Source organism: Gordonia sp. WA4-43 (assembly GCF_020520305.1).
Lineage (GTDB): Bacteria > Actinomycetota > Actinomycetes > Mycobacteriales > Mycobacteriaceae > Gordonia > Gordonia hongkongensis.
Window position 1 is genome coordinate 2739578 of sequence record NZ_CP084736.1, and the last position, 18160, is coordinate 2757737.

Genomic DNA, 18160 nt, shown 5'->3' on the forward strand with positions numbered 1-18160 from the left:
GCAGTTAGAGGGCTCACTCCGGGCGCACCGGGCTCTTTCGTAGTTCCGGGTCAGACCGCGGGCTCCCCGGTGGCCGGCTGCTCGACCTTCTTGGGCAGCGTGAGCAGCGTGGCGATCGACAGCGCGACGAGCATGATGCCGCCGACCCAGGCCAGCACCTCGAGCGAGAACGCGGGCAACACCATCATCACGATGCCCGCGATGATCGCGATGATGCCGGAGAGGATCAGGAACCAGGTGGGCGCGTGCCCGGACTTGGTGATCGCGGCGTACAGGTCGGCGACTCCCTGGAAGATCCAGCCGATGCCGATGAACACGGCCAGCAGCCACACGGCGTCGCCGGGACTGAACAGTGCGATCACGCCGGCCAGCAGCACGATCGCGCCGACGATGCCGAGCATCACCCGGACCCCGGTGCTCAGGAACGACGCCGCGAAGGCCTGATAGATGCGGAAGATGCCGGCGATGATCAGCGAGATCGCGAACAGGATGGCGAGGACGACGATGGTCGGCCCCGGCCACAGGATCGCGACGACCCCGATCACGATGCCGACGATCGACGTGATGATGAGTGCCGTGCGGACGGCACCGACCAGTTCGTCGGGGAAGTGCTTGGTGTACACCGTGGCGAAAGTCATGGTGGGAGGTTATCCGGCACAGCAGGATCCGGCGCGCTATTCGCTCAGGAGCGGCACAAACCCGACCGCATCGCCGACGCAGATGAACAACGGGGTAACAAGTAACGATGACCAACATCGCGTTCTTCGAGCCGATCTCCGACACCGGCCGGCCCGAAGCCGGTCTCCGATACCGGCCGACACCCTTCGCCGCCAGCCTGTGGGCGCCCGGCACCCTGAACGGACCGGCGGTGTGCGGCCTCGCCGCGCGGGCGGTCGAGACCGAGTTCGGTGATGATGAGTTCGTACCCGCCCGGTGCACCATCGACCTCTTCAAGGCCGCGCGCGACATCGTCACCTCCACCCGGGTCCGAATCGTCCGATCGGGCGGACGAATCCGGGTCGTCGACGTCGACGTGGTCCAACACCCCGAAGGTGCGGATGAGGTGCTCGTCGCGCGCGGCACGACGGTGTTCCTGCGCACCTCGACCAACCCGCCCGGGCAGCGGTGGCATCGCCCCGCGGACGCGGTCACCTTCCACCCACCCGAGATCGCCTCCGACGACGACCTGTCCCCCCGGTTCGCCTCCGATGCCGCGGACGACGCCGTCGGCGAATGGGAGCGCGACATGGGCAATCACCAGAACGGGCACCGCAAACGGATGTGGTCGCGGGCCGCACCCATCGTGGCGGGCGAGAAGCTCACCCCGTTCCAGCGGGCGGTCGTCAGCGCCGAGTCCGCGAGCCTGGTGTCGAACTGGGGCAGCACCGGCATCGGTTTCATCAACTGCGATCTGACCGTCGCCCTGAGCCGTCTGCCGTCGGGTGAGCGGGTCGGGGTCGAGGCCGACGTCCACATCGAGGACGACGGCGTCTCGGTCAGCAACGCGGGACTCTACGACGCCGACGGCATGTTCGGGACCGCGCTCGTGACCGCGGTGAACAATGCCGCCGCGCAGATCGACTTCACCACCGTGGACACCTCGGAGCGCTATCGCGAAGCCTGAGTTCGACACGACTGTTCGCGGTGGTCGGGCACCGTAGCGGACCTCACACATATCTCTCAGGTCTTGATAAGGTCACGGCCATGACACGGCGCCTCGCACGGCTTTTCCTGGGTCTTGTCGTCACCTTGCTCGCTCTGGCCCTGACGACGACCCTGGCCGCCTCCCCCGCCCACGCCGCCCGCTACGCCAACGGTCCGGCGACCATCGTCAACCGATTGACGGGGCCGTTCGCGATGAACGACACCATCGGACGGTTCAACATTGTCGGTACCGATCTCGGTGTCATGTGGGACAACGGCCGAGGTGAGATCCTCACGGCGTTCGGTGACACCCAGTCGTTCAACGGGTGGTCCCTCCTGTACGGCGAGCTCTACTACTGGCGGTCCAACGTCCTGCTGCGCAGCACGGACCGCCACCTGGCCGACGGCATGACGTTCACCTCGCACGCCGGCCGGCCGGGTCATGCCAAGCGCCTGCTCAAGCCGAACGTCCGCCGCGAGATCACGATCATCCCGACCGCCGGCGTGGCCGCCAACGGCAAGCAGTACATGACCGTGATGTCGGTCAAACGGTGGGATTCGCCCGGCATCTGGACCACCAACTGGGCGGGCCTCGTCTCCTCCACCGACAACGGCGAGAACTGGCGCTCGGTCGGTGCGTTCCGCCCCAATGGCGGCGGCAACAAGAAGTTCCAGATGGGCGCCTTCCTGAAGGTCGGCAAGACCGTCTACTACTACGGCACACCCGACGGCCGCTGGGGCGGTGTCTACCTCGCGCGCGTCGACGAGAAGGACATCGAGAATCTCGGCAAGTGGCAGTACTTCTCGTACGGCCGTTGGGTTCCGAACAACCCCGACGCCGCCACCCCGGTGATGGGCGCCCCGACGGGCGAGATGTCGGTCCAGTGGAACGACTATCTGGGCAAGTACATCTCGTTGGCGAGCCAGGACGTCGGCGTGACGCTGCGCACCGCCGACAACCCCTGGGGCCCATGGACTTCCGGTGAGATCGTCGCACCTTCGGTGGACCCGTACACGGGTTACGCGCCGTACATCCACCCGTGGTCGAAGGGCAGCACCCTCTACTTCACCTACTCGGTCTCCATCGGCTATCAGGTGTACCTCATGCGTCTGCCGCTGCGGCGCGGCTGATCTCGACCACTGCCTCGGGGCGATTGCCCCGAGGCTGCCGATGATCAACTGGCGGCGATGGTGAGCACGACCAGCGGGATGGGGCGGTCGACCTTGGACTGGAAGTCCGCCAGCAGTGGGTTGTTGGCCAGCACCCAGGCTGCGAACTCGTCGTAGTCCTCGCCTTCGAGCACCTTGCCGGTACCCTGATGCGTATTGTTTCGGAACTCGATCATGACCTGTGGATTCGCCCTGATGTTGTACCACCATGCCGGGTACTTGTCCTCGATGAACGAGCTCACGTACATGGTGTCGTCGCGGTAACAGGGCCCCAGTGGAACCGTGTGCGGCTTTCCGCTCTTGGCCCCGGTGGTGGTGAGCAGGATGAGGTCCGCGCCCGCGTAAGCGCCGCCCACCTTGCCCGCGTTCTCCCGAAACTCCTTGATCACATCATCGTTCCAGTTGGCGATGCCATCCTCTTGATCCCACGCCTGGTTCCACGGCGCATTCGGATCGTCGTAGTCGGTGATATTGGTCTGATCGGGTTGTCCTGCTGTCGATTCGGTTTCACTCATGATCCGAGTGTGTCGTCGAGTTAGGACAGTTACGGTCCTAACTCAAAATCGCTACGAAAACTCGTCCTGCACCTGTCGTAGGTGACCCTCCGACACGTCGGGGCGGTTGACGTCCGTTTCCGGACCCAACCGCCCCGGCGCGTCTGTTGGTGCTCAGCTCTGGCCGAGCATGCCCTTCATCTGGTCGATCTCGGCCTGCTGGGTGCGCTTGACCTCTAGGGCAAGGGTTTTCGTCGCGGGGTCGACGCCGTCGGCGAGTACCGCATCGGCCATCGCGATGGCGCCCTCGTGGTGCCGGATCATGCCCTCGAGCCAGAGCCGGTCGAACTCGGGACCGCGTGCGTCCCGCAAGGCGGCCATCTGGTCCGGGCTGAGCATGCCCGGCATCGCGGAGTGACCACCGTGGCCCATGTTCTCGTGGCCGTCGTCGAGGCCGTCGGTACTGACGCCCCAGCTCTGCAGACGGTTCTCCATCTGCTCGATCTCGGCGTCCTGGGCCTTCTCGATCGTCGACGCGAGGGCGATCAGTTCCGCATTGTCCGTCCGGCCCTCGACGAGTTCGGCCATCTCCACGGCCTGGTCATGGTGTCCGATCATCGTCGAGGTGAACTCGACGTCGGCCTCGTTGTGAGTGGCCGACGCCGGAGCTTGCGTCGCCACCGATGCCGAGGTGTTGGCGGAGGTGGCGTCGCTCGCTGTTTCGTCGGGCGAGCAACCGGCGACTGCGATGAGTGCCGCCGCGGCCAGGCCGATCCCTGCCGCCGTCCGGATACGGCGCCGAGATGTGTTGTGTACGTACATGAGTGCATTCCTTGCTGCTGTCGGAGTTCCCGGCGGGCGCGACGCCGGCCGAGAGGGAGGAGAGATGACGACACGACGGACCGAGCGGTCCGCGGAGGTCAACTCAGCAGCGGATCACCTGTAGTTGCAGATGGGAGTACATGGCCCACGGCGGCGGACGACCCAGGATCGTCGTCCGACGGCGAGCGGTGTCGACGATCCGCGGAAGCGCCGCAAGCGACCAGAGCAGGAGAACGAGAACCACGGCCGGGAGATCGACGCCGGCCGCACGGATGAAGACGCAGTCGTGCGAGTGCTCACCACAGTCGTCGGTTCCGGTCATCTCCGGGGCTGAGGTCATCGTCGACGATGCCGTGAGCGCCGAATGCTCCGCATGGTGGGACATCCCGCTCTCGCCACCGGAAGGCCCGCCATGACCCGACACCACCGTGTGCATGAGCATCACGGCGAGAGCGAGCAGGAGAACGAGTGCGCGGCGCCGTACGACGGCGCCACGACCGGTTCTGCGGCGGCGGCTCACGGTGCCATATTAGGAGGTCACGATGCTGTCGTCGATGCCCTGGCGTCATCGGGACGCCGATCGTCTCCCGACTCCGACGCTGCATCCTCGGCGGCTCGGCGTCGTTGTCGTGGGATCAAGATCTTGCGATCGATGATCTGGTAGGTCGCGACCACCGCGGCGGCCAGCAGCCACCCGAGCACGATGTCGAAGATGTAGTGCTCGGCGGTGTACACCAGGGCGAACGCCATCGCGAGGGCGTAGCCCATGAACAGGGTCTTGCCGAGCGCCTTCACCCGCGGCCACATGAAGAGCGCGAGGAGCATCGTCAGACCCGCGTGCAGCGACGGGATCGCGGCCACCAGGTTGGACTTGCCCTGCCCGACCTCGACGAGGTTCGACGCCGCGTGGATGTTGAGGTACCCCCAGCCGCGCGCCGAGATCCGTTCGACGTAGGGATTGGCGTCCGGGTACTCGTTGTCCAGCGGCCCGAGCAGACCGCCGGGCTCCTGCGCCTCGGGCGAGTACATGCAGATCGGGTCGCGCGGGAAGTCCTGGACCTCGGCCGCGGTGCATCGCGCGGCGGCCCACGGCGGGGCGCCGGGGACGAGGGTGTACCCGACCAGGGCGAGGAAGGTCGTCGCCACGAAACACGCCGCGTAGCGTCGCCAGGCGGCGCGATCCTTCAGCCACAGCACGGCCGCGACGGCATACGGGATGATGAAGTACGACATGTAGACGATGCTGACGATGACCTCCCACCAGGGCGGACTCGCCTGCTTGAGGTTCTCCTGCAGCCATGCCGTGGGATTGACCCCACCGGTCAGCCAGGCGTCGAAATCGATCGCCAGATGCCAGTGGGTGGGCATGTCGACGATGCGCGCGACGTCGCGCGTCCAGTCGTAGAGGATCAGGATCAGCGCGAACGGCGCCCAGTCGATGAGGATCGTGATGAACTTGCGCCGGCCGATACAGGCAGCCGCGAGTCCCAGACACATCAGGATGATCAGGCGCGTGCGGTCGAAGGCCAGACCGTAGAGGGCGACGTGCACCGCCATCAGCACGATCCAGGCACCGATCGCGATGCGCCGGACCATCGTCAGATCGCGACGGCTCTCGGGATCGGCTTCCATCTCGGCGGCGGCGGCCAGGTCGTCGAGGATCGGTTCCACACCCGCGCGTCCGGTGTCGTCGCGGTCGGTGTCCTCACGACCGGTGGCCACCACAGAGTCCTTGGTGTCGGAGGTGGTCGTCTCGGCGCTCTCGCGCTCGTCGCGCTTGGAGGGTCTGCCCGGCTGCGGGACGCCCACCGTCTCGTCGACACTCACCCGACACAACCCCGCCCGTCACACCCCGCAGGGCAACCACCCACTTAAACTGCCGTCAGTGTAATGGCCATCTGTTGTTCGCGAGCCAAGCCGACGGCCAGGCATGTCGGATTTGAGCATTTCCGATGCCGCAAGCCCGGGCGAACGGTCTCCGCCAGCGGTTTTCGCCGGACGCCTCGCCGATCAGGGTGTTGTGGATCACACTGGAGGGCGTCGATCCCCTGAGGAGGTCTCGGTGCCCAATCGCTACCTGCGCTATGGCGACCAGCGCTACATCATCAACAAGGAGGCGGAGGCCCGTCTCAACCGCACCCTCGACGCGGTGTACGCCGACGGAACCCGCGGTCACGAGTGGCTGAACCTCTATCACGACAGCGCGGCACCGTGTCGACTCCTCATCGCAGCCGGGGTCCCGATCACCATCGAGACCGAGCCCTGTCTGGGCGACTGATCTCCCGTCGCCGCGGAGAGCCGGTTGAACGAGGGCGGCGTCCGACCCGGCGTGTCCCACTCATCGACGACGACGGGGGCGTCGGCGTGTCGGGGTGGGCCACTATCGTTGTCACATGCGCATCGGAGCCCATCTTCGCGAGGACGCCGACCCCTTGGCCACTGCCGCCGAGCTCGGGATCGATGTCTTCCAGATGTTCGTCACGGATCCTCAGAGCTGGAAGAAGCCGCAGCCGAACCCGCGCGCGGCGGAGTTCCGTGAGTCCGACATCGACGTCGTCGTGCACTCGAGCTACCAGATCAACGTCGCCAGTCTGAACAACCGGCTGCGGATGCCGTCGCGCAAGGCCGTCGAGCAGCAGGCCGCGGCCGCCGCCGAGCTCGGCGCCTTCGGGCTCGTCGTCCACGGCGGGCATCTGCGCGACGGGGAGGACAGCGCCGAGGGATTCGCCAACTGGCGCAAGCTGTTCGACCGCCAGGCCGACAAGGGCGGCTTCGGCGTCCCGATCCTCATCGAGAACACCGCGGGCGGCGATCACGCGATGGCACGCACGCTCGAGTCCATCGACCGTCTGTGGGAGGCCGTCGGCGACTTCGACCAGGCGGGCTTCTGCCTCGACACCTGCCACGCCTGGGCCGGCGGCGAGGATCTCATCGGACTCGTCGAGCGCGTTCGTCAGATCACCGGCCGGATCGATCTCGTGCACCTCAACAACTCTCGCGACGAGTTCGACTCGGGCCGCGACCGTCACGCCAACCTCGCGTCGGGCCACATCGACCCCGAGGTGCTCGTCGCGGTCGCCGAGGCGGCGGGCGCACCGGTCATCCTGGAGACGCCCGGCGACGGCATCCCCGACGATCTCGAGTACCTGCGCTCGGCGCTATAAGACGTCGATCACGACAGATTCCAGGCGGGCGCCGGCGGAGTCACCGGGTATGCGGCGACGTTCATGACGACCGTCCCGTCGCAGGGCCCGCCGTCGATCGTGGTCCGCCACACGCCCTTCAGCGTGCCGTCGCCCTGCGGGGTGTAGGTCGCGATCGACGTCGCCGGGCGCCACACCTTCGGCGCACCGGCGCCCTGCCAGCAGTCCCATTCCCAGTCATAGCGGTGCACCCAGGATCCTGCCTCCCAGGTGTAGCGCGGCGGCTGCGGCAGCGTCGGATTCGCGGGTTTCGGCCCGTCGATCACCGTCGCCACGCACGTACCGCCGTCGCACGATGTCCTGAAGGTGTAGTCGTCGGAGAAGTCCGGCTCCGCCTGCCGGGCCGCGAGGCTCGTTCCGGTCTTCGAGGCGGCGAACCGCTTCAACGAATACACGCCGTCCCACGAGGGCGTCGCCGCGGCGTCTGCCGGGGCGACAGCCACCAGAAGTCCGGCGGCCAGGGCGACGATCGAGATCACGACGCTCACGAAACCTGTCGCACCGACACGTGCGGGTCCGATCACCAGTCTGCGCATTCGTTCATTGGAACGTACTCGCGGTTCCTGCGCCGGCGTTGCGGATTTCTCGGCGCTCCGGGTGCGCCAACCGGCGCAGATCACACATCTTCTGATTGATCCGGCGGGGATATGGGGCTATTCTAGGGTTACCGGCGAGTAACATAGCTCGGACCGAACAGCCCCCTCATCCGGCCGGTACGCGCACAACCGTGAGCGATCGGACCGGGTCGAGGACGCCATCGCAGACGGCCACACCAGACAAGGAACAACCATGGGCCATTACAAGAGCAACATGCGCGACCTGCAGTTCAATCTCTTCGAACTGTTCGAGCTCGACAAGGTACTGGAGTCCGGCGACTTCGGGGACCTCGACCACGAGACAGCCGTCGACATGCTGCGCGAGGTCCGTGCGCTGGCCGAGGGCCCGATCGCCGAGTCCTTCGTCGACGCCGACCGCAATCCCCCGGTCTTCGACCCCGACGAGCACACCGTCACGATCCCCGAGTCGTTCAAGAAGTCGTACAACGCCCTGGTCGAGGGCGGCTGGGACAAGATCGGCATCGCCGAGGAACTCGGCGGCCTGCCGGCCCCGCGCTCGCTGTACTGGGCCATCGGCGAGATGATCCTCGGCGCCAACCCGCCCGTGTTCATGTACGCCGCCGGCGCGGGCTTCGCGAACATCTTCTACAACAACGGCACCGACGAGCAGAAGAAGTGGGCTGCCATCTGCTCCGACCGCGGCTGGGGCGCCACCATGGTGCTGACCGAGCCCGACGCCGGTTCCGACGTAGGTGCCGGACGCACCAAGGCCGTGCAGCAGGAAGACGGTTCCTGGCACATCGACGGTGTGAAGCGATTCATCACCTCGGCCGATCAGGACATGACCGAGAACATCTTCCACCTGGTGCTAGCCCGCCCCGAGGGCGCTGGCCCGGGCACCAAGGGTCTGTCGCTGTTCTTCGTACCCAAGTACCACTTCGACTTCGAGACCGGCGAACTCGGCGAGCGCAACGGCGTCTTCGTCACCAACGTCGAGCACAAGATGGGCATCAAGGCGTCCGCCACCTGTGAGGTCACCTTCGGACAGCACGGCACCCCCGCCAAGGGCTGGCTCGTCGGCGACGTCCACAAGGGCATCGCGCAGATGTTCGAGGTCATCGAGCACGCGCGGATGATGGTGGGCACCAAGGCCATCTCGACCCTGTCGACCGGTTACCTGAACGCGCTCGAGTACGCCAAGGAGCGCATCCAGGGTGCGGACATGACCCAGATGACCGACAAGGCCGCACCGCGCGTGTCGATCACCCACCACCCCGATGTGCGTCGTTCGCTGATGACCCAGAAGGCCTACGCCGAAGGTCTGCGCGCGATCTACCTCTACACCGCGTCGCACCAGGACACCGCCGCCGCGAAGATCGTGTCCGGCGCCGATGCCGAGATGGCCCACCGCGTCAACGATCTGCTGCTCCCGATCGTCAAGGGCGTCGGCTCCGAGCGCGCCTACGGCACCCTCGGTCACGAGTCGCTGCAGACGCTCGGCGGGTCGGGATTCCTCCAGGACTACCCGATCGAGCAGTACATCCGTGACTCGAAGATCGACTCGCTGTACGAGGGCACCACCGCCATCCAGGCCCAGGATTTCTTCTTCCGCAAGATCATCCGCGACAAGGGCCAGGCGCTCGCGCACGTCGCCGGGCAGATCCAGAGCTTCATCGACTCCGAGGCGGGCAACGGCCGGCTGAAGACCGAGCGGGCACTGCTGAAGACGGCGCTCGACGACGTGCAGGCGATGGCTGCCTCGCTGACCAACGATCTGATGGCGGCACAGGAGAACTCGACCGAGCTGTACAAGGTCGGACTCGGTTCGGTCCGCTTCCTGATGGCCGTCGGCGACCTGCTCATCGGCTGGCTGCTCCTCCGCCAGGCCGAGGTCGCCCTCGCAGCTCTCGACAACGGGGCCTCCGACGCCGACAAGTCCTTCTACGAGGGCAAGGTCGCCGTGGCGAGCTTCTTCGCGAAGAACATGCTCCCGCTGCTCACCTCGGTCCGCGTCACCGTCGAGAACATCGACAATGACATCATGGAACTCGACGAAGCGGCCTTCTGAGCCCGACCATACTGAGAACTCCCACCGGCGAATCCGCCGGTGGGAGTTCTTCTTTGCGGCGAGCCCGCGCACATCGCGGCTCAGACCCCGCGGTGCGCCATCGTCACTCGATCACGCTGAAGCAATAGCCGACGGGGCGCGGTTTCTGCGCGAAGTAGGTCCCGTCCGAGTCGGGACATTGGGGCTCCCCCGCAGCCTTGGTGTCCACGCGGATGTTCGTTCCGCCGGAAACCGGCGACCCGCAGTCGATCTCACGAATGTCGGCGAGCGCGGTACCACCGGTCGCCGACGGAATGTAGTAACAACGGCCCTCCTGGTACACCGGCGCCAGACAGAGCGCGCCCTCCTCGCCCGCGACCCAGTAGCGCGAGTAGTTGGGACCGCAGAGTCCTTGCGTGATGGACTTCTCCGCGACGAGGTAGTGGAAGTCGGTGTCGCCGCAGGACACCTCGTCGGCCTTGAGGGTCTCCGGCTCCGCCGTCACGACGATGCACTCGCCGGCGTCGACGTCACTGGTGTCGGTGACCCCACCTCCCTGCGCCGACGACACCAGCACCCGCGCCACGCCACCGGCGATCACGATCAAGAGCAGCACCCCGACGATTCCCAGCGCGACCCACAGACCGGTGCGCTTCTTCTTCGGTGGCGGCGGGAACGGCGCCCCGGGCGGGTACATCCCGCCCGGCATCGGACCCGGGTACGGCTGCGGCGCACCGTAAGGCCCCTGATTCGGTGGCGGAGCACCGTAGGGCTGATTCGGTGGCGGATACCCGCCGTTCGGCGGGTACTGCCCGGGTTGCGGTTGTGGCCCGAATCGCGGGTCCCCCGGCTGGTATGGCGAGTTGGTCACGCGCGAAGACTACCCGTGCGCCGGTGCCGTTACCGGACCGGCGGCCGAACCCGCAAACCCACCGCTTTTCGGCATATCCACCCCGTCTGAAGGGGGTGGATATGCCGAAAAGTGGTGGGTTTGCGCAGCGATCAGACCGCCTTCTTCCGCTTCCGCTGCCCGGCCCGGGCGGAGACCGCGGCGCCGAGGAGGATCATCCGCATGGTGCGCTCGGCGGCGTCGGCGAGGAGCTTCTCTCCGTTGGCGACCGCCTCCGACAGCGGCATCGGTACCGTGATGATCGACGCGATCGCCCCGATCCCCACGTCGTGGACGGCGGGCGCACCGTGCCCGAGCGAACCCGCCAGCGCGACAACGGGCACACCCCGCAACTGGGCGCGGCGGGCCACCTCCGCGGGCACCTTGCCGCGCGGGGTCTGGAAGTCGATCGAACCCTCTGCGGTGATCACCAGATCTGCCTTGCCGATCCGATGATCGAGGTCGATGCCGGACAGCCCGGAATCGAGTAGTGCGTCGAACCGCGACCGCAGTTTCCCGCCGGCTGCCGCCAGCCCCGCTCCGAGTCCACCCGACGCGCCGGACCCGACCCCCTGCCGATAGTCGATGTCGGCCAGCCCATCCCGCTGCAGTATGTCCGCCCAGACGTCGAGCGCCGCCGACAGCGAGTCGACCTGTGCGGGCGTCGCCCCCTTCTGCGGACCGAAGACGCGGGCGACGCCGCTCGGTCCGCAGAGGACGTTGTGCGAGTTGCCCGCGACCACCACCTCGGTCTCACGCAACCGCGGATGCAGGCCGGTGAGGTCCAGCGACGCCGCGCGCGCCAGTTCGTTTCCACCGCGCCCGATCTCGTGACCGTCATGGTCCAGGACGCGCGCACCGAGGGCCTGGAGCGCCCCGGCCCCGCCGTCGCATGTACCCGAGTCGCCGCAGCCGACGAGAATCGCCGACACCCCCGCGTCGAGTGCCGCGGCAATCAGTTGTCCCACTCCGTAAGTGGTGGTGGCACCGGGATCTCGCTGCCCCGCCGGAACGAGCGCCAATCCAGCGGCGGCAGCCATCTCGACGACGCCGATGCGGTTCCGACCGACGCCGACCTCGGCCCAATGCGACTGCACCGGCTCACCGGTGGGGCCACAAACGGTCAGCTCGTGGAGGCGCCCGTTGCCCGCGGCCGCCAGGATGCGCGCCGTTCCCTCCCCGCCGTCCGCGATCGGTGCGATGTCGACGCGCACCCCGGGGAGCGTGCGCCGTACCCCCGCGGCGATGGCGGTCGCCACCGACACGGCGTCGAGGCTCTCCTTGAAACCACTCGGGGCGACCAGGATTCGTTGCGGAACTCGGACGGACATCGGCACTCCTGTTGATCGATCGGACAAGGTCTTGATGAAGAGACGGGAACTCGCACCGGAGGCACATTCGGGACGGTCGCGGCGATGCGACGGTCAGGACGAGAGCAGGGGCAGACCCAGGTAAGGCCAGACCCAGAACGCGAAGATGAGGAGCAGCACCAGCGACACCGGCGCGAGCAGCGCCGACATCGTGAGCAGATGTCGGGGTTCGTAACCCGGGACGTCGTCGCTCGCCGCGAACATGGCGACCGGTTTGGCCGAGCTGGTGAGAGTGATGCAGAACCCGGCGGCCGCGGTGGACAGGAAGGCCGCGGCGACCGGGTCGACCCCGACGGCCGGGGCGGTCACCACGATGATCGGGATCAGTACCGCCGAACGGGCCGAACGGGATTGGATCACCAAATGCGCGAGCAGCGAGACGATCGCCGCGACGACGACGAACACCATCGCCGCCGCCGGCCCGGTCTCGGCGATGGACCCGAAAGCCTGATCCGCCAGCCACTCCGCGGCGCCGCTGGAGTTGAGCGCCATCCCCAGCGCGAGGGTGGCGGCCATGAACAGCAGGAGCGTCCACGGGATGGTCTTCAGCGCCGCGCCCAGCGTCGTCGCGCCGACGGCCGGCGCCGACGCGGCCAGCGCGCCGAGCACCGCGACGATGGCGGGGTCGACACCGTGCAGCGGTTCTGAACACCACAGCGCCACAACGAGTCCGAGAATGACGGACACCCGTCGTTGTGCAGACGTGAGCGGTCCGGAGGTCACCGTGCCGGTCGTCGCGAGAGCGGTCGGCGGCACGCACAGCGGACGTGCCCGCTCGGCGTGATCGGTCATCAACCACAGTGCCGACTCGGCCGCGAGGTGCGACCACACGAGGGCCAGGGGAATGCCGAGGACCGCCCAGTGCAGGAATCCGATCCCGCCACCGGTTGCGGCCGAGACGATCTCGACGGTGATGAGGTGTGCACCGGCGCCCAGAAGCGATCCCACCGCCGAGAAGAGGATCACCATCGGGAAGACCAGCGCGAGGCAGAGCACCAGGCGCGGTCGGTCACGCAGGACCGCGGCGAGAGCGAGAAAGATCGGAAGAGCAAGGGCCGCACGGCCGGACGTCGCCGGGATCGCGAACGTGGTCAGCAACAGGGCCGCGGTGATCAGATGGACCAACTGACGAGGCGTCCGGGCCCGGCGGACGACACGCGCCGACACACGAGCCGACAGACCTGACGCCGTGACCGCGGCCGCGATCACGAAAGCGCCGATCAGCAACCAGATCACGCCGGAGCCGAGGGTGCCCGCGAAGGTGTTGGCGTCGATGATGCCGAAGACCACCAGAGCGATACCGCCACCCAGCGCGACATAGGTGTCATCCAGCGGCGAGAAGATCCACGCCCACACCGCGACGAGGAAGACGAGCAGGGTGACGACGGCGTCGAACGGCAACTCTCCGGTCCACCCGGCATGTCCGACGAACGCGCCGGCGCCGAGAACGACGACGAGACCGGCTGCCGCCCAGGGGGACAGCGCGCTGCCGTCGGCGTCGGTGAGGGTGCGTCGCGGCGGCGATGGCGGCGTCATCGTGCGCACGGGTGGGCGCGTCGCGTACATCGTCACCGGGCCCGGGTCATCCGGAAGTCGATCGATCGCGTGCGGAACGTTCATGGCGACCACTCTGCGGCGTCGGCGTGACACCTTCATGAGGCGCGAATGAAAGTTCTTTCACACAAAGAACCGGTGAACAAACGGCAGACCCACCACCGGATCGGGCCGGTGGTGGGTCTGCGCGGTTACCCCAGTGGTGTGTCGGGTCTACTTCGGTGGCATCCGGATGCCGCCGTCGACGCGGATGACCTCCGCGTTCATGTAGCTGTTGGTGACCAGCTCGACGACCATCGAGGCGAGCTCGTCGGGCGCACCCAGGCGATGCGGGAACAGGACCGACTCGCCGAGCTTGGCCTTGAACGCCTCGGCCGCTTCGCCCTCACCGTAGATCGGGGTGTCGATCAGACCGGGGGCGATGGTGTTGACGCGGATGCCGACCGCGGCCAGGTCGCGCGCGACCGGGAGGGTCATGCCGACGACACCGCCCTTGGACGACGAGTACGACGCCTGGCCGATCTGGCCGTCGAAGGCTGCGACGCTGGCCATGTTGACGATCGCACCGCGCTCGCCGTGGCCGTCGAGCGGCTCGTTGCGGCTCATGGCGGTGGCCGCGAGACGGATGCAGTCGAAGGTGCCGATCAGGTTGATCGCGATGACCTTCTTGTAGGCGTCGAGGTTGTGGGCCGACCCGAACTCACCGTCGCGGCCGATGGTGCGCTGCGCCCAGCCGATGCCGGCCGAGTTGACCAGCGCACGCAGCGGGCCGAGTTCGGTGGCCGCGTTGACGGCGGCTTCGATCTGTTCGGTCGAGGTCACGTCGACGGCGACGAACTGTCCGCCGATCTCCTTGGCGAGTTCCTCGCCCTTGTCCGCGTTCAGGTCGGCGACGATGACCTTCGCACCCTTGGCCGCCAGCTGGCGAGCCGCAGCCGCGCCGATGCCGGACGCGCCACCCGTGACGATTGCACTAGCTCCATTGATATCCACGCCCCGGAGCCTATCGAGCGTTCTATCGCTCGGTAAAGCCCTTCGGGGAAACACCCCGCATCGAAATCCTCCACATCAGATCACCCCGCGCCGAATCACCCCGGGGTCAGACGCACTTCACGATGGGTTCGGGCGCGTAGCGGACAGTGCGGGTGGACCGATCGATCTCCCGTCCGGTACGCGCGTCTTTGATGATCCGGGTGTCCGATGCCGTGAAACCCTTGCTCCCGCTGCTCGGGATGCAGTCGTCCCCGCGCGGAACGCTGACTCGCGGCGGATCGGTGGGGGCGACCCGCTCACCCGTGACCGACTCGACCTCGAACGCCTTCGTGCCCCAGAGCCGCACGGTCACCGACGACGGCGACCAGGCGGTCTCGATCAGCACGCCGTGCCGCGTGTTGTTCCGGAACTTCAGGTCGATGGCGCCTTCGAACACGGTCGCCTCGCGCGCCTCCGGGTACCGCGAGATGTAGTACGCGTGCTCGGTGTGATCGACGTCCTCGAGCCCGGCGAAATAGGTCGCGTTGTACAGGGTCGTCGCGAACTGGGAGATCCCGCCGCCGACCGCGTTCGACGCCCGACCGTGGTCGATGATCGTCGACTCCACGTACCCCTGCTCTGCGCCGCGCGGCCCGGTGTGCCCGTTGAGCGAGAACACCTTTCCGGGCAGGACGAGGGCCCCGTCGACCTCGGCGGCGACGAGCCGGATGTTCTCCCCGGAAGCGCTCGAGAAGCCACCCGTGGTGTACTCGCTGATCAGTTCGGTGACCCCGAGCTTGCGTGCGGCATCGGTGGTCAGCTTCGGCTCGACGTCGTCGTAGACGACCTCGACCCTGCGATCGCCACCGTCGGCCGCAGCACTCGTGGCGACGGCGGCGAGGGTCTTCGGCCAGTTGATCGCGGCGCCGTCGACGCCCGGCACCACCTGCGGACGGCCGGACGCCAGACTGAACGTCGCGCTGACGGGGGCACGTTGCGATGCGTCGAGGTCGGGGGCGAGGACCTCCCGGGCGACCTTCTCGTCGGCGCGGGGGGTGAGCCCACCGCGCCCGTCAGGTCCGAAGGTCAGCATCGACGCCAGGTCGCCCGCCGGTACCTCGACCGTCCGTTTCCGCCGGTCGACGAGACGCACGGGCGCCGACGTCACACGTTCTGCCGGCCCGGCAACGGTAGCGGCGACGACCTCGGCGCTCACCGTCGGCGAGAAGGGTTCCATGGGCAGGTCGACGGGGGCGCCGTCCAGCCAGCGGTCGACGAGGGTCGCGGCGGCCGCGTCCCGGGCGATGCGTTCACCCTTGGCGGGCTGATCCCCGACGGGATCGGTGCCGTCGTAGTGCACGCCACCCTCGACCGCGGCCTTCTCGAGTGACGCGCGCTGGGCGTCGAGCGCCGCGTTCATCGTCGTCCGATCCAGCGTGACGACCGGCTCGACGTCGAAGTCGCGGCCGAACAGCGCGGCCAGACGGACGAGCGGATTGCGCGGTTGCTCGAGGAGACGAGCCCGCGTCGCATCGGCGTCGTATGTGAGTCCCAGCTCGGCGGGCGCGACCTCGGCCGAGCCCTCCGGCGTCCGCAAGACGACCGGTTGTCGCGAACGCGCCGTCAGCTCGTCGAGTACGGAGGTGAGTTCGGCGGAGTTCCGGCCGCCCGCATCGATACCGCCGACGACGGCGTTGCGCGGGGAATCGGAGCGGGTGGCCACGAACTCCGCGGCGAGGACGAGCGTGATCACGGCGACGACGGCGAGCACGGCGCGTAGCGCGGATCGTGCTCGGCGAGAGCCTGGGGTCACAACTCCATCCATCGGGGCTGGCAGCTCGGCCGAACGGGGGGGTGGCCGCAGAACTACGGTCGGGAAAGTAGGCGCTCCGGCCGAGCTGTCGGGTCGGGGGTCTGACAGCGCAGCCGGAGCTATAGACATATTTACGCTACTTTTCGGCCGGAGGCATCCCCGGACGGCAGATTCTGTCGAATATGTGACGAAGTACCCCGATTCGTCCCACGAAAGTGAGACGGATCGGCCGATCAGTCGCCAATCCGTCTCACTTATCGGGATTCCAGCTCTCGATGACGTCCGCTTCGGGTCGTCAGCCCTCGATGATCGCGGTGACGCCCTGGCCGCCCGCGGCACAGATCGAGATCAGGGCGCGACCGCCACCGTTCTCCTTGATCTGCTTGGCCGCCTGCGCGACGATCCGGCCGCCGGTCGCCGCGAAGGGGTGACCCGCCGCGAGCGACGAACCGTGGACGTTGAGCTTGCTGCGGTCGATCGAACCCAGTGCCGAGTCGAGGCCGAGGCGCTCCTTGCAGTACTCCTCGGACTCCCACGCCTGCAGGGTCGCGAGGACCACCGACGCGAAGGCCTCGTGGATCTCGTAGAAGTCGAAGTCCTGCAGCGTGAGCCCGTTGCGGGCCAGCAGGCGCGGCACCGCGTATGTCGGGGCCATGAGCAGCCCGTCCGGACCGTTGACGTAGTCGACCGCCGCGGTCTCGCTGTCCACGAAGTAGGCGAGCACCGGCAGTCCGCGGTCGGCGGCCCACTCATCGCTGGCGAGCAGCACGGTCGACGCACCGTCGGTGAGCGGCGTCGAGTTGCCCGCGGTCATCGTCGCGTCGCCGAGGGAGACACCGAAGACCGGCTTGAGCTTGGCGAGCTTCTCCGCGGTGGAGTCGCCGCGCAGGTTCTGGTCGCGGGTCAGGCCCAGGAACGGGGTGATCAGGTCGTCGAAGAAGCCGGCGTCGTAGGCGGCCGCCATGTTCTGGTGGCTGCGGGCGGCCAGCTCGTCCTGGTCGGCGCGCTTGATGCCGAACTCCTTGGCCGTGACGGCGGCGTGCTCGCCCATCGACATGCCCGTGCGGGGCTCGCCGTTGCGCGGGATCTCGATGCCGAGCTTCGTCAGCAGCTTCGCGGCGCCGAGGATCTGGTCCTTGGTGCTCCGCGCGCGATTGACCTCGAGCAGCTGACGACGCAGGCCCTCGCCCACGGCGATCGGTGCGTCCGACGTCGTGTCGACGCCACCGCCGATCGCGGCGTCGTAGCGGCCGCGGGCGATACCGTCGGCGACCGTCGTGATCGCCTGCAGTCCGGTGCCGCAGGCCTGCTGGATGTCGAACGCGGGCGTGTACGGCGACAACGCCGAACCGAGCACCGACTCGCGGATGAGATTGAAATCACGGGCGTGCTTGAGCACGGCGCCGCCGGCGACCATGCCGAGCTGCTCGCCCTGCAGGTTGAAGCGGCTCACCAGGCCGTCGAGCGCGGCGGTGAACATCTCCTGGTTCCCGACCTTCGCGTACGCCTTGTCCTGGCGTGCGAACGGGATGCGGTTGCCGCCGAGGATCGCGACGGGACGATCGCTGCGGGTCTTCGGCTTGCTGGTGGGTTTGGACTGTTCGGCCACGTCGATCTCCCAAGGG

17 protein-coding genes are annotated in these 18160 nt (G+C 67.6%); 5 read left to right on the forward strand and 12 right to left on the reverse strand.

All coding sequences use genetic code 11. The features are described 5' to 3' along the window. Positions 1 to 50 precede the first annotated feature (50 nt). Complete coding sequence (locus LEL84_RS12275; protein WP_165629465.1) at positions 51 to 638, reverse strand: HdeD family acid-resistance protein; 588 nt, start codon at positions 636 to 638, stop codon at positions 51 to 53. A gap of 107 nt (positions 639 to 745) precedes the next feature. On the opposite strand from LEL84_RS12275, the gene LEL84_RS12280 reads away from it, so the two are divergent. Both LEL84_RS12280 and LEL84_RS12285 read left to right on the forward strand, forming a co-directional pair. Then, entirely contained in the window at positions 746 to 1624 is an 879-nt protein-coding gene (locus LEL84_RS12280; protein ID WP_226511754.1) for an acyl-CoA thioesterase domain-containing protein, read from the forward strand. Positions 1625 to 1704: 80 nt separating this feature from the next. Next, entirely contained in the window at positions 1705 to 2775 is a 1071-nt protein-coding gene (locus tag LEL84_RS12285; protein WP_058252206.1) for a DUF4185 domain-containing protein, read from the forward strand. Positions 2776 to 2819: 44 nt separating this feature from the next. Here LEL84_RS12285 and LEL84_RS12290 read toward each other — a convergent pair whose 3' ends face one another. The 4 genes from LEL84_RS12290 to LEL84_RS12305 all read right to left on the reverse strand — a co-directional run bounded on the left by LEL84_RS12290 (position 2820) and on the right by LEL84_RS12305 (position 5957). Then, on the reverse strand, positions 2820 to 3329 hold the full coding sequence (locus LEL84_RS12290) for a nitroreductase/quinone reductase family protein (protein ID WP_159371590.1): 510 nt from the start codon (positions 3327 to 3329) through the stop codon (positions 2820 to 2822). 153 nt (positions 3330 to 3482) lie between these two features. After that, positions 3483 to 4130: a DUF305 domain-containing protein gene (locus LEL84_RS12295; protein ID WP_226511755.1), complete on the reverse strand. Its 648-nt coding sequence runs from the start codon at positions 4128 to 4130 to the stop codon at positions 3483 to 3485. Positions 4131 to 4233: 103 nt separating this feature from the next. Next, positions 4234 to 4650 (reverse strand): hypothetical protein, encoded by a 417-nt coding sequence (locus LEL84_RS12300; protein ID WP_226511756.1) that lies wholly within the window; start codon positions 4648 to 4650, stop codon positions 4234 to 4236. A 17-nt stretch (positions 4651 to 4667) separates the two neighbouring features. Then, the gene (locus LEL84_RS12305) at positions 4668 to 5957 is read right to left on the reverse strand and encodes a phosphatase PAP2 family protein (protein ID WP_413466864.1); all 1290 of its coding nucleotides are present in this window, start codon (positions 5955 to 5957) and stop codon (positions 4668 to 4670) included. A gap of 235 nt (positions 5958 to 6192) precedes the next feature. On the opposite strand from LEL84_RS12305, the gene LEL84_RS12310 reads away from it, so the two are divergent. Further along, on the forward strand, positions 6193 to 6408 hold the full coding sequence (locus LEL84_RS12310; RefSeq protein WP_065630359.1) for a hypothetical protein: 216 nt from the start codon (positions 6193 to 6195) through the stop codon (positions 6406 to 6408). A gap of 115 nt (positions 6409 to 6523) precedes the next feature. Beyond that, positions 6524 to 7294, forward strand: coding sequence for a deoxyribonuclease IV (locus tag LEL84_RS12315; RefSeq protein ID WP_065630358.1), 771 nt, complete (start codon positions 6524 to 6526; stop codon positions 7292 to 7294). An 8-nt stretch (positions 7295 to 7302) separates the two neighbouring features. Here LEL84_RS12315 and LEL84_RS12320 read toward each other — a convergent pair whose 3' ends face one another. Continuing rightward, on the reverse strand, positions 7303 to 7869 hold the full coding sequence (locus tag LEL84_RS12320) for a hypothetical protein (RefSeq protein ID WP_226511757.1): 567 nt from the start codon (positions 7867 to 7869) through the stop codon (positions 7303 to 7305). Positions 7870 to 8122: 253 nt separating this feature from the next. Between LEL84_RS12320 and LEL84_RS12325 the strand changes: the two genes are divergently transcribed. Continuing rightward, positions 8123 to 9958, forward strand: coding sequence for an acyl-CoA dehydrogenase (locus LEL84_RS12325; protein ID WP_065630356.1), 1836 nt, complete (start codon positions 8123 to 8125; stop codon positions 9956 to 9958). Between the two features lie 103 nt (positions 9959 to 10061). On the opposite strand, the gene LEL84_RS12330 is transcribed toward LEL84_RS12325, so the two are convergent. The 6 genes from LEL84_RS12330 to LEL84_RS12355 form a co-directional block, all read right to left on the reverse strand. Beyond that, positions 10062 to 10808: a hypothetical protein gene (locus tag LEL84_RS12330; RefSeq protein WP_226511758.1), complete on the reverse strand. Its 747-nt coding sequence runs from the start codon at positions 10806 to 10808 to the stop codon at positions 10062 to 10064. Positions 10809 to 10939: 131 nt separating this feature from the next. Beyond that, a complete protein-coding gene (locus LEL84_RS12335) occupies positions 10940 to 12157 on the reverse strand; it encodes a glycerate kinase (protein WP_226511759.1) in 1218 nt (405 codons plus the stop codon). Between the two features lie 93 nt (positions 12158 to 12250). Continuing rightward, positions 12251 to 13816: an SLC13 family permease gene (locus LEL84_RS12340; RefSeq protein WP_226511760.1), complete on the reverse strand. Its 1566-nt coding sequence runs from the start codon at positions 13814 to 13816 to the stop codon at positions 12251 to 12253. A gap of 147 nt (positions 13817 to 13963) precedes the next feature. Further along, positions 13964 to 14743 (reverse strand): SDR family NAD(P)-dependent oxidoreductase, encoded by a 780-nt coding sequence (locus LEL84_RS12345; protein WP_058252218.1) that lies wholly within the window; start codon positions 14741 to 14743, stop codon positions 13964 to 13966. A gap of 106 nt (positions 14744 to 14849) precedes the next feature. Then, positions 14850 to 16547: a VanW family protein gene (locus LEL84_RS12350; protein WP_226511761.1), complete on the reverse strand. Its 1698-nt coding sequence runs from the start codon at positions 16545 to 16547 to the stop codon at positions 14850 to 14852. Positions 16548 to 16830: 283 nt separating this feature from the next. After that, on the reverse strand, positions 16831 to 18144 hold the full coding sequence (locus LEL84_RS12355) for an acetyl-CoA C-acetyltransferase (protein ID WP_226511762.1): 1314 nt from the start codon (positions 18142 to 18144) through the stop codon (positions 16831 to 16833). Between the last annotated feature and the right edge of the window lie 16 nt (positions 18145 to 18160).

What these genes read in the sequence shown, in the direction of transcription:
- LEL84_RS12275 (WP_165629465.1), bottom strand. Translation starts at nt 638, where the DNA reads ATGACTTTCGCCACGGTGTACACCAAGCACTTCCCCGACGAACTGGTC.
- LEL84_RS12280 (WP_226511754.1), top strand. Translation starts at nt 746, where the DNA reads ATGACCAACATCGCGTTCTTCGAGCCGATCTCCGACACCGGCCGGCCC.
- LEL84_RS12285 (WP_058252206.1), top strand. Translation starts at nt 1,705, where the DNA reads ATGACACGGCGCCTCGCACGGCTTTTCCTGGGTCTTGTCGTCACCTTG.
- LEL84_RS12290 (WP_159371590.1), bottom strand. Translation starts at nt 3,329, where the DNA reads ATGAGTGAAACCGAATCGACAGCAGGACAACCCGATCAGACCAATATC.
- LEL84_RS12295 (WP_226511755.1), bottom strand. Translation starts at nt 4,130, where the DNA reads ATGTACGTACACAACACATCTCGGCGCCGTATCCGGACGGCGGCAGGG.
- LEL84_RS12315 (WP_065630358.1), top strand. Translation starts at nt 6,524, where the DNA reads ATGCGCATCGGAGCCCATCTTCGCGAGGACGCCGACCCCTTGGCCACT.
- LEL84_RS12320 (WP_226511757.1), bottom strand. Translation starts at nt 7,869, where the DNA reads ATGCGCAGACTGGTGATCGGACCCGCACGTGTCGGTGCGACAGGTTTC.
- LEL84_RS12325 (WP_065630356.1), top strand. Translation starts at nt 8,123, where the DNA reads ATGGGCCATTACAAGAGCAACATGCGCGACCTGCAGTTCAATCTCTTC.
- LEL84_RS12335 (WP_226511759.1), bottom strand. Translation starts at nt 12,157, where the DNA reads ATGTCCGTCCGAGTTCCGCAACGAATCCTGGTCGCCCCGAGTGGTTTC.
- LEL84_RS12340 (WP_226511760.1), bottom strand. Translation starts at nt 13,816, where the DNA reads ATGAACGTTCCGCACGCGATCGATCGACTTCCGGATGACCCGGGCCCG.
- LEL84_RS12350 (WP_226511761.1), bottom strand. Translation starts at nt 16,547, where the DNA reads ATGGATGGAGTTGTGACCCCAGGCTCTCGCCGAGCACGATCCGCGCTA.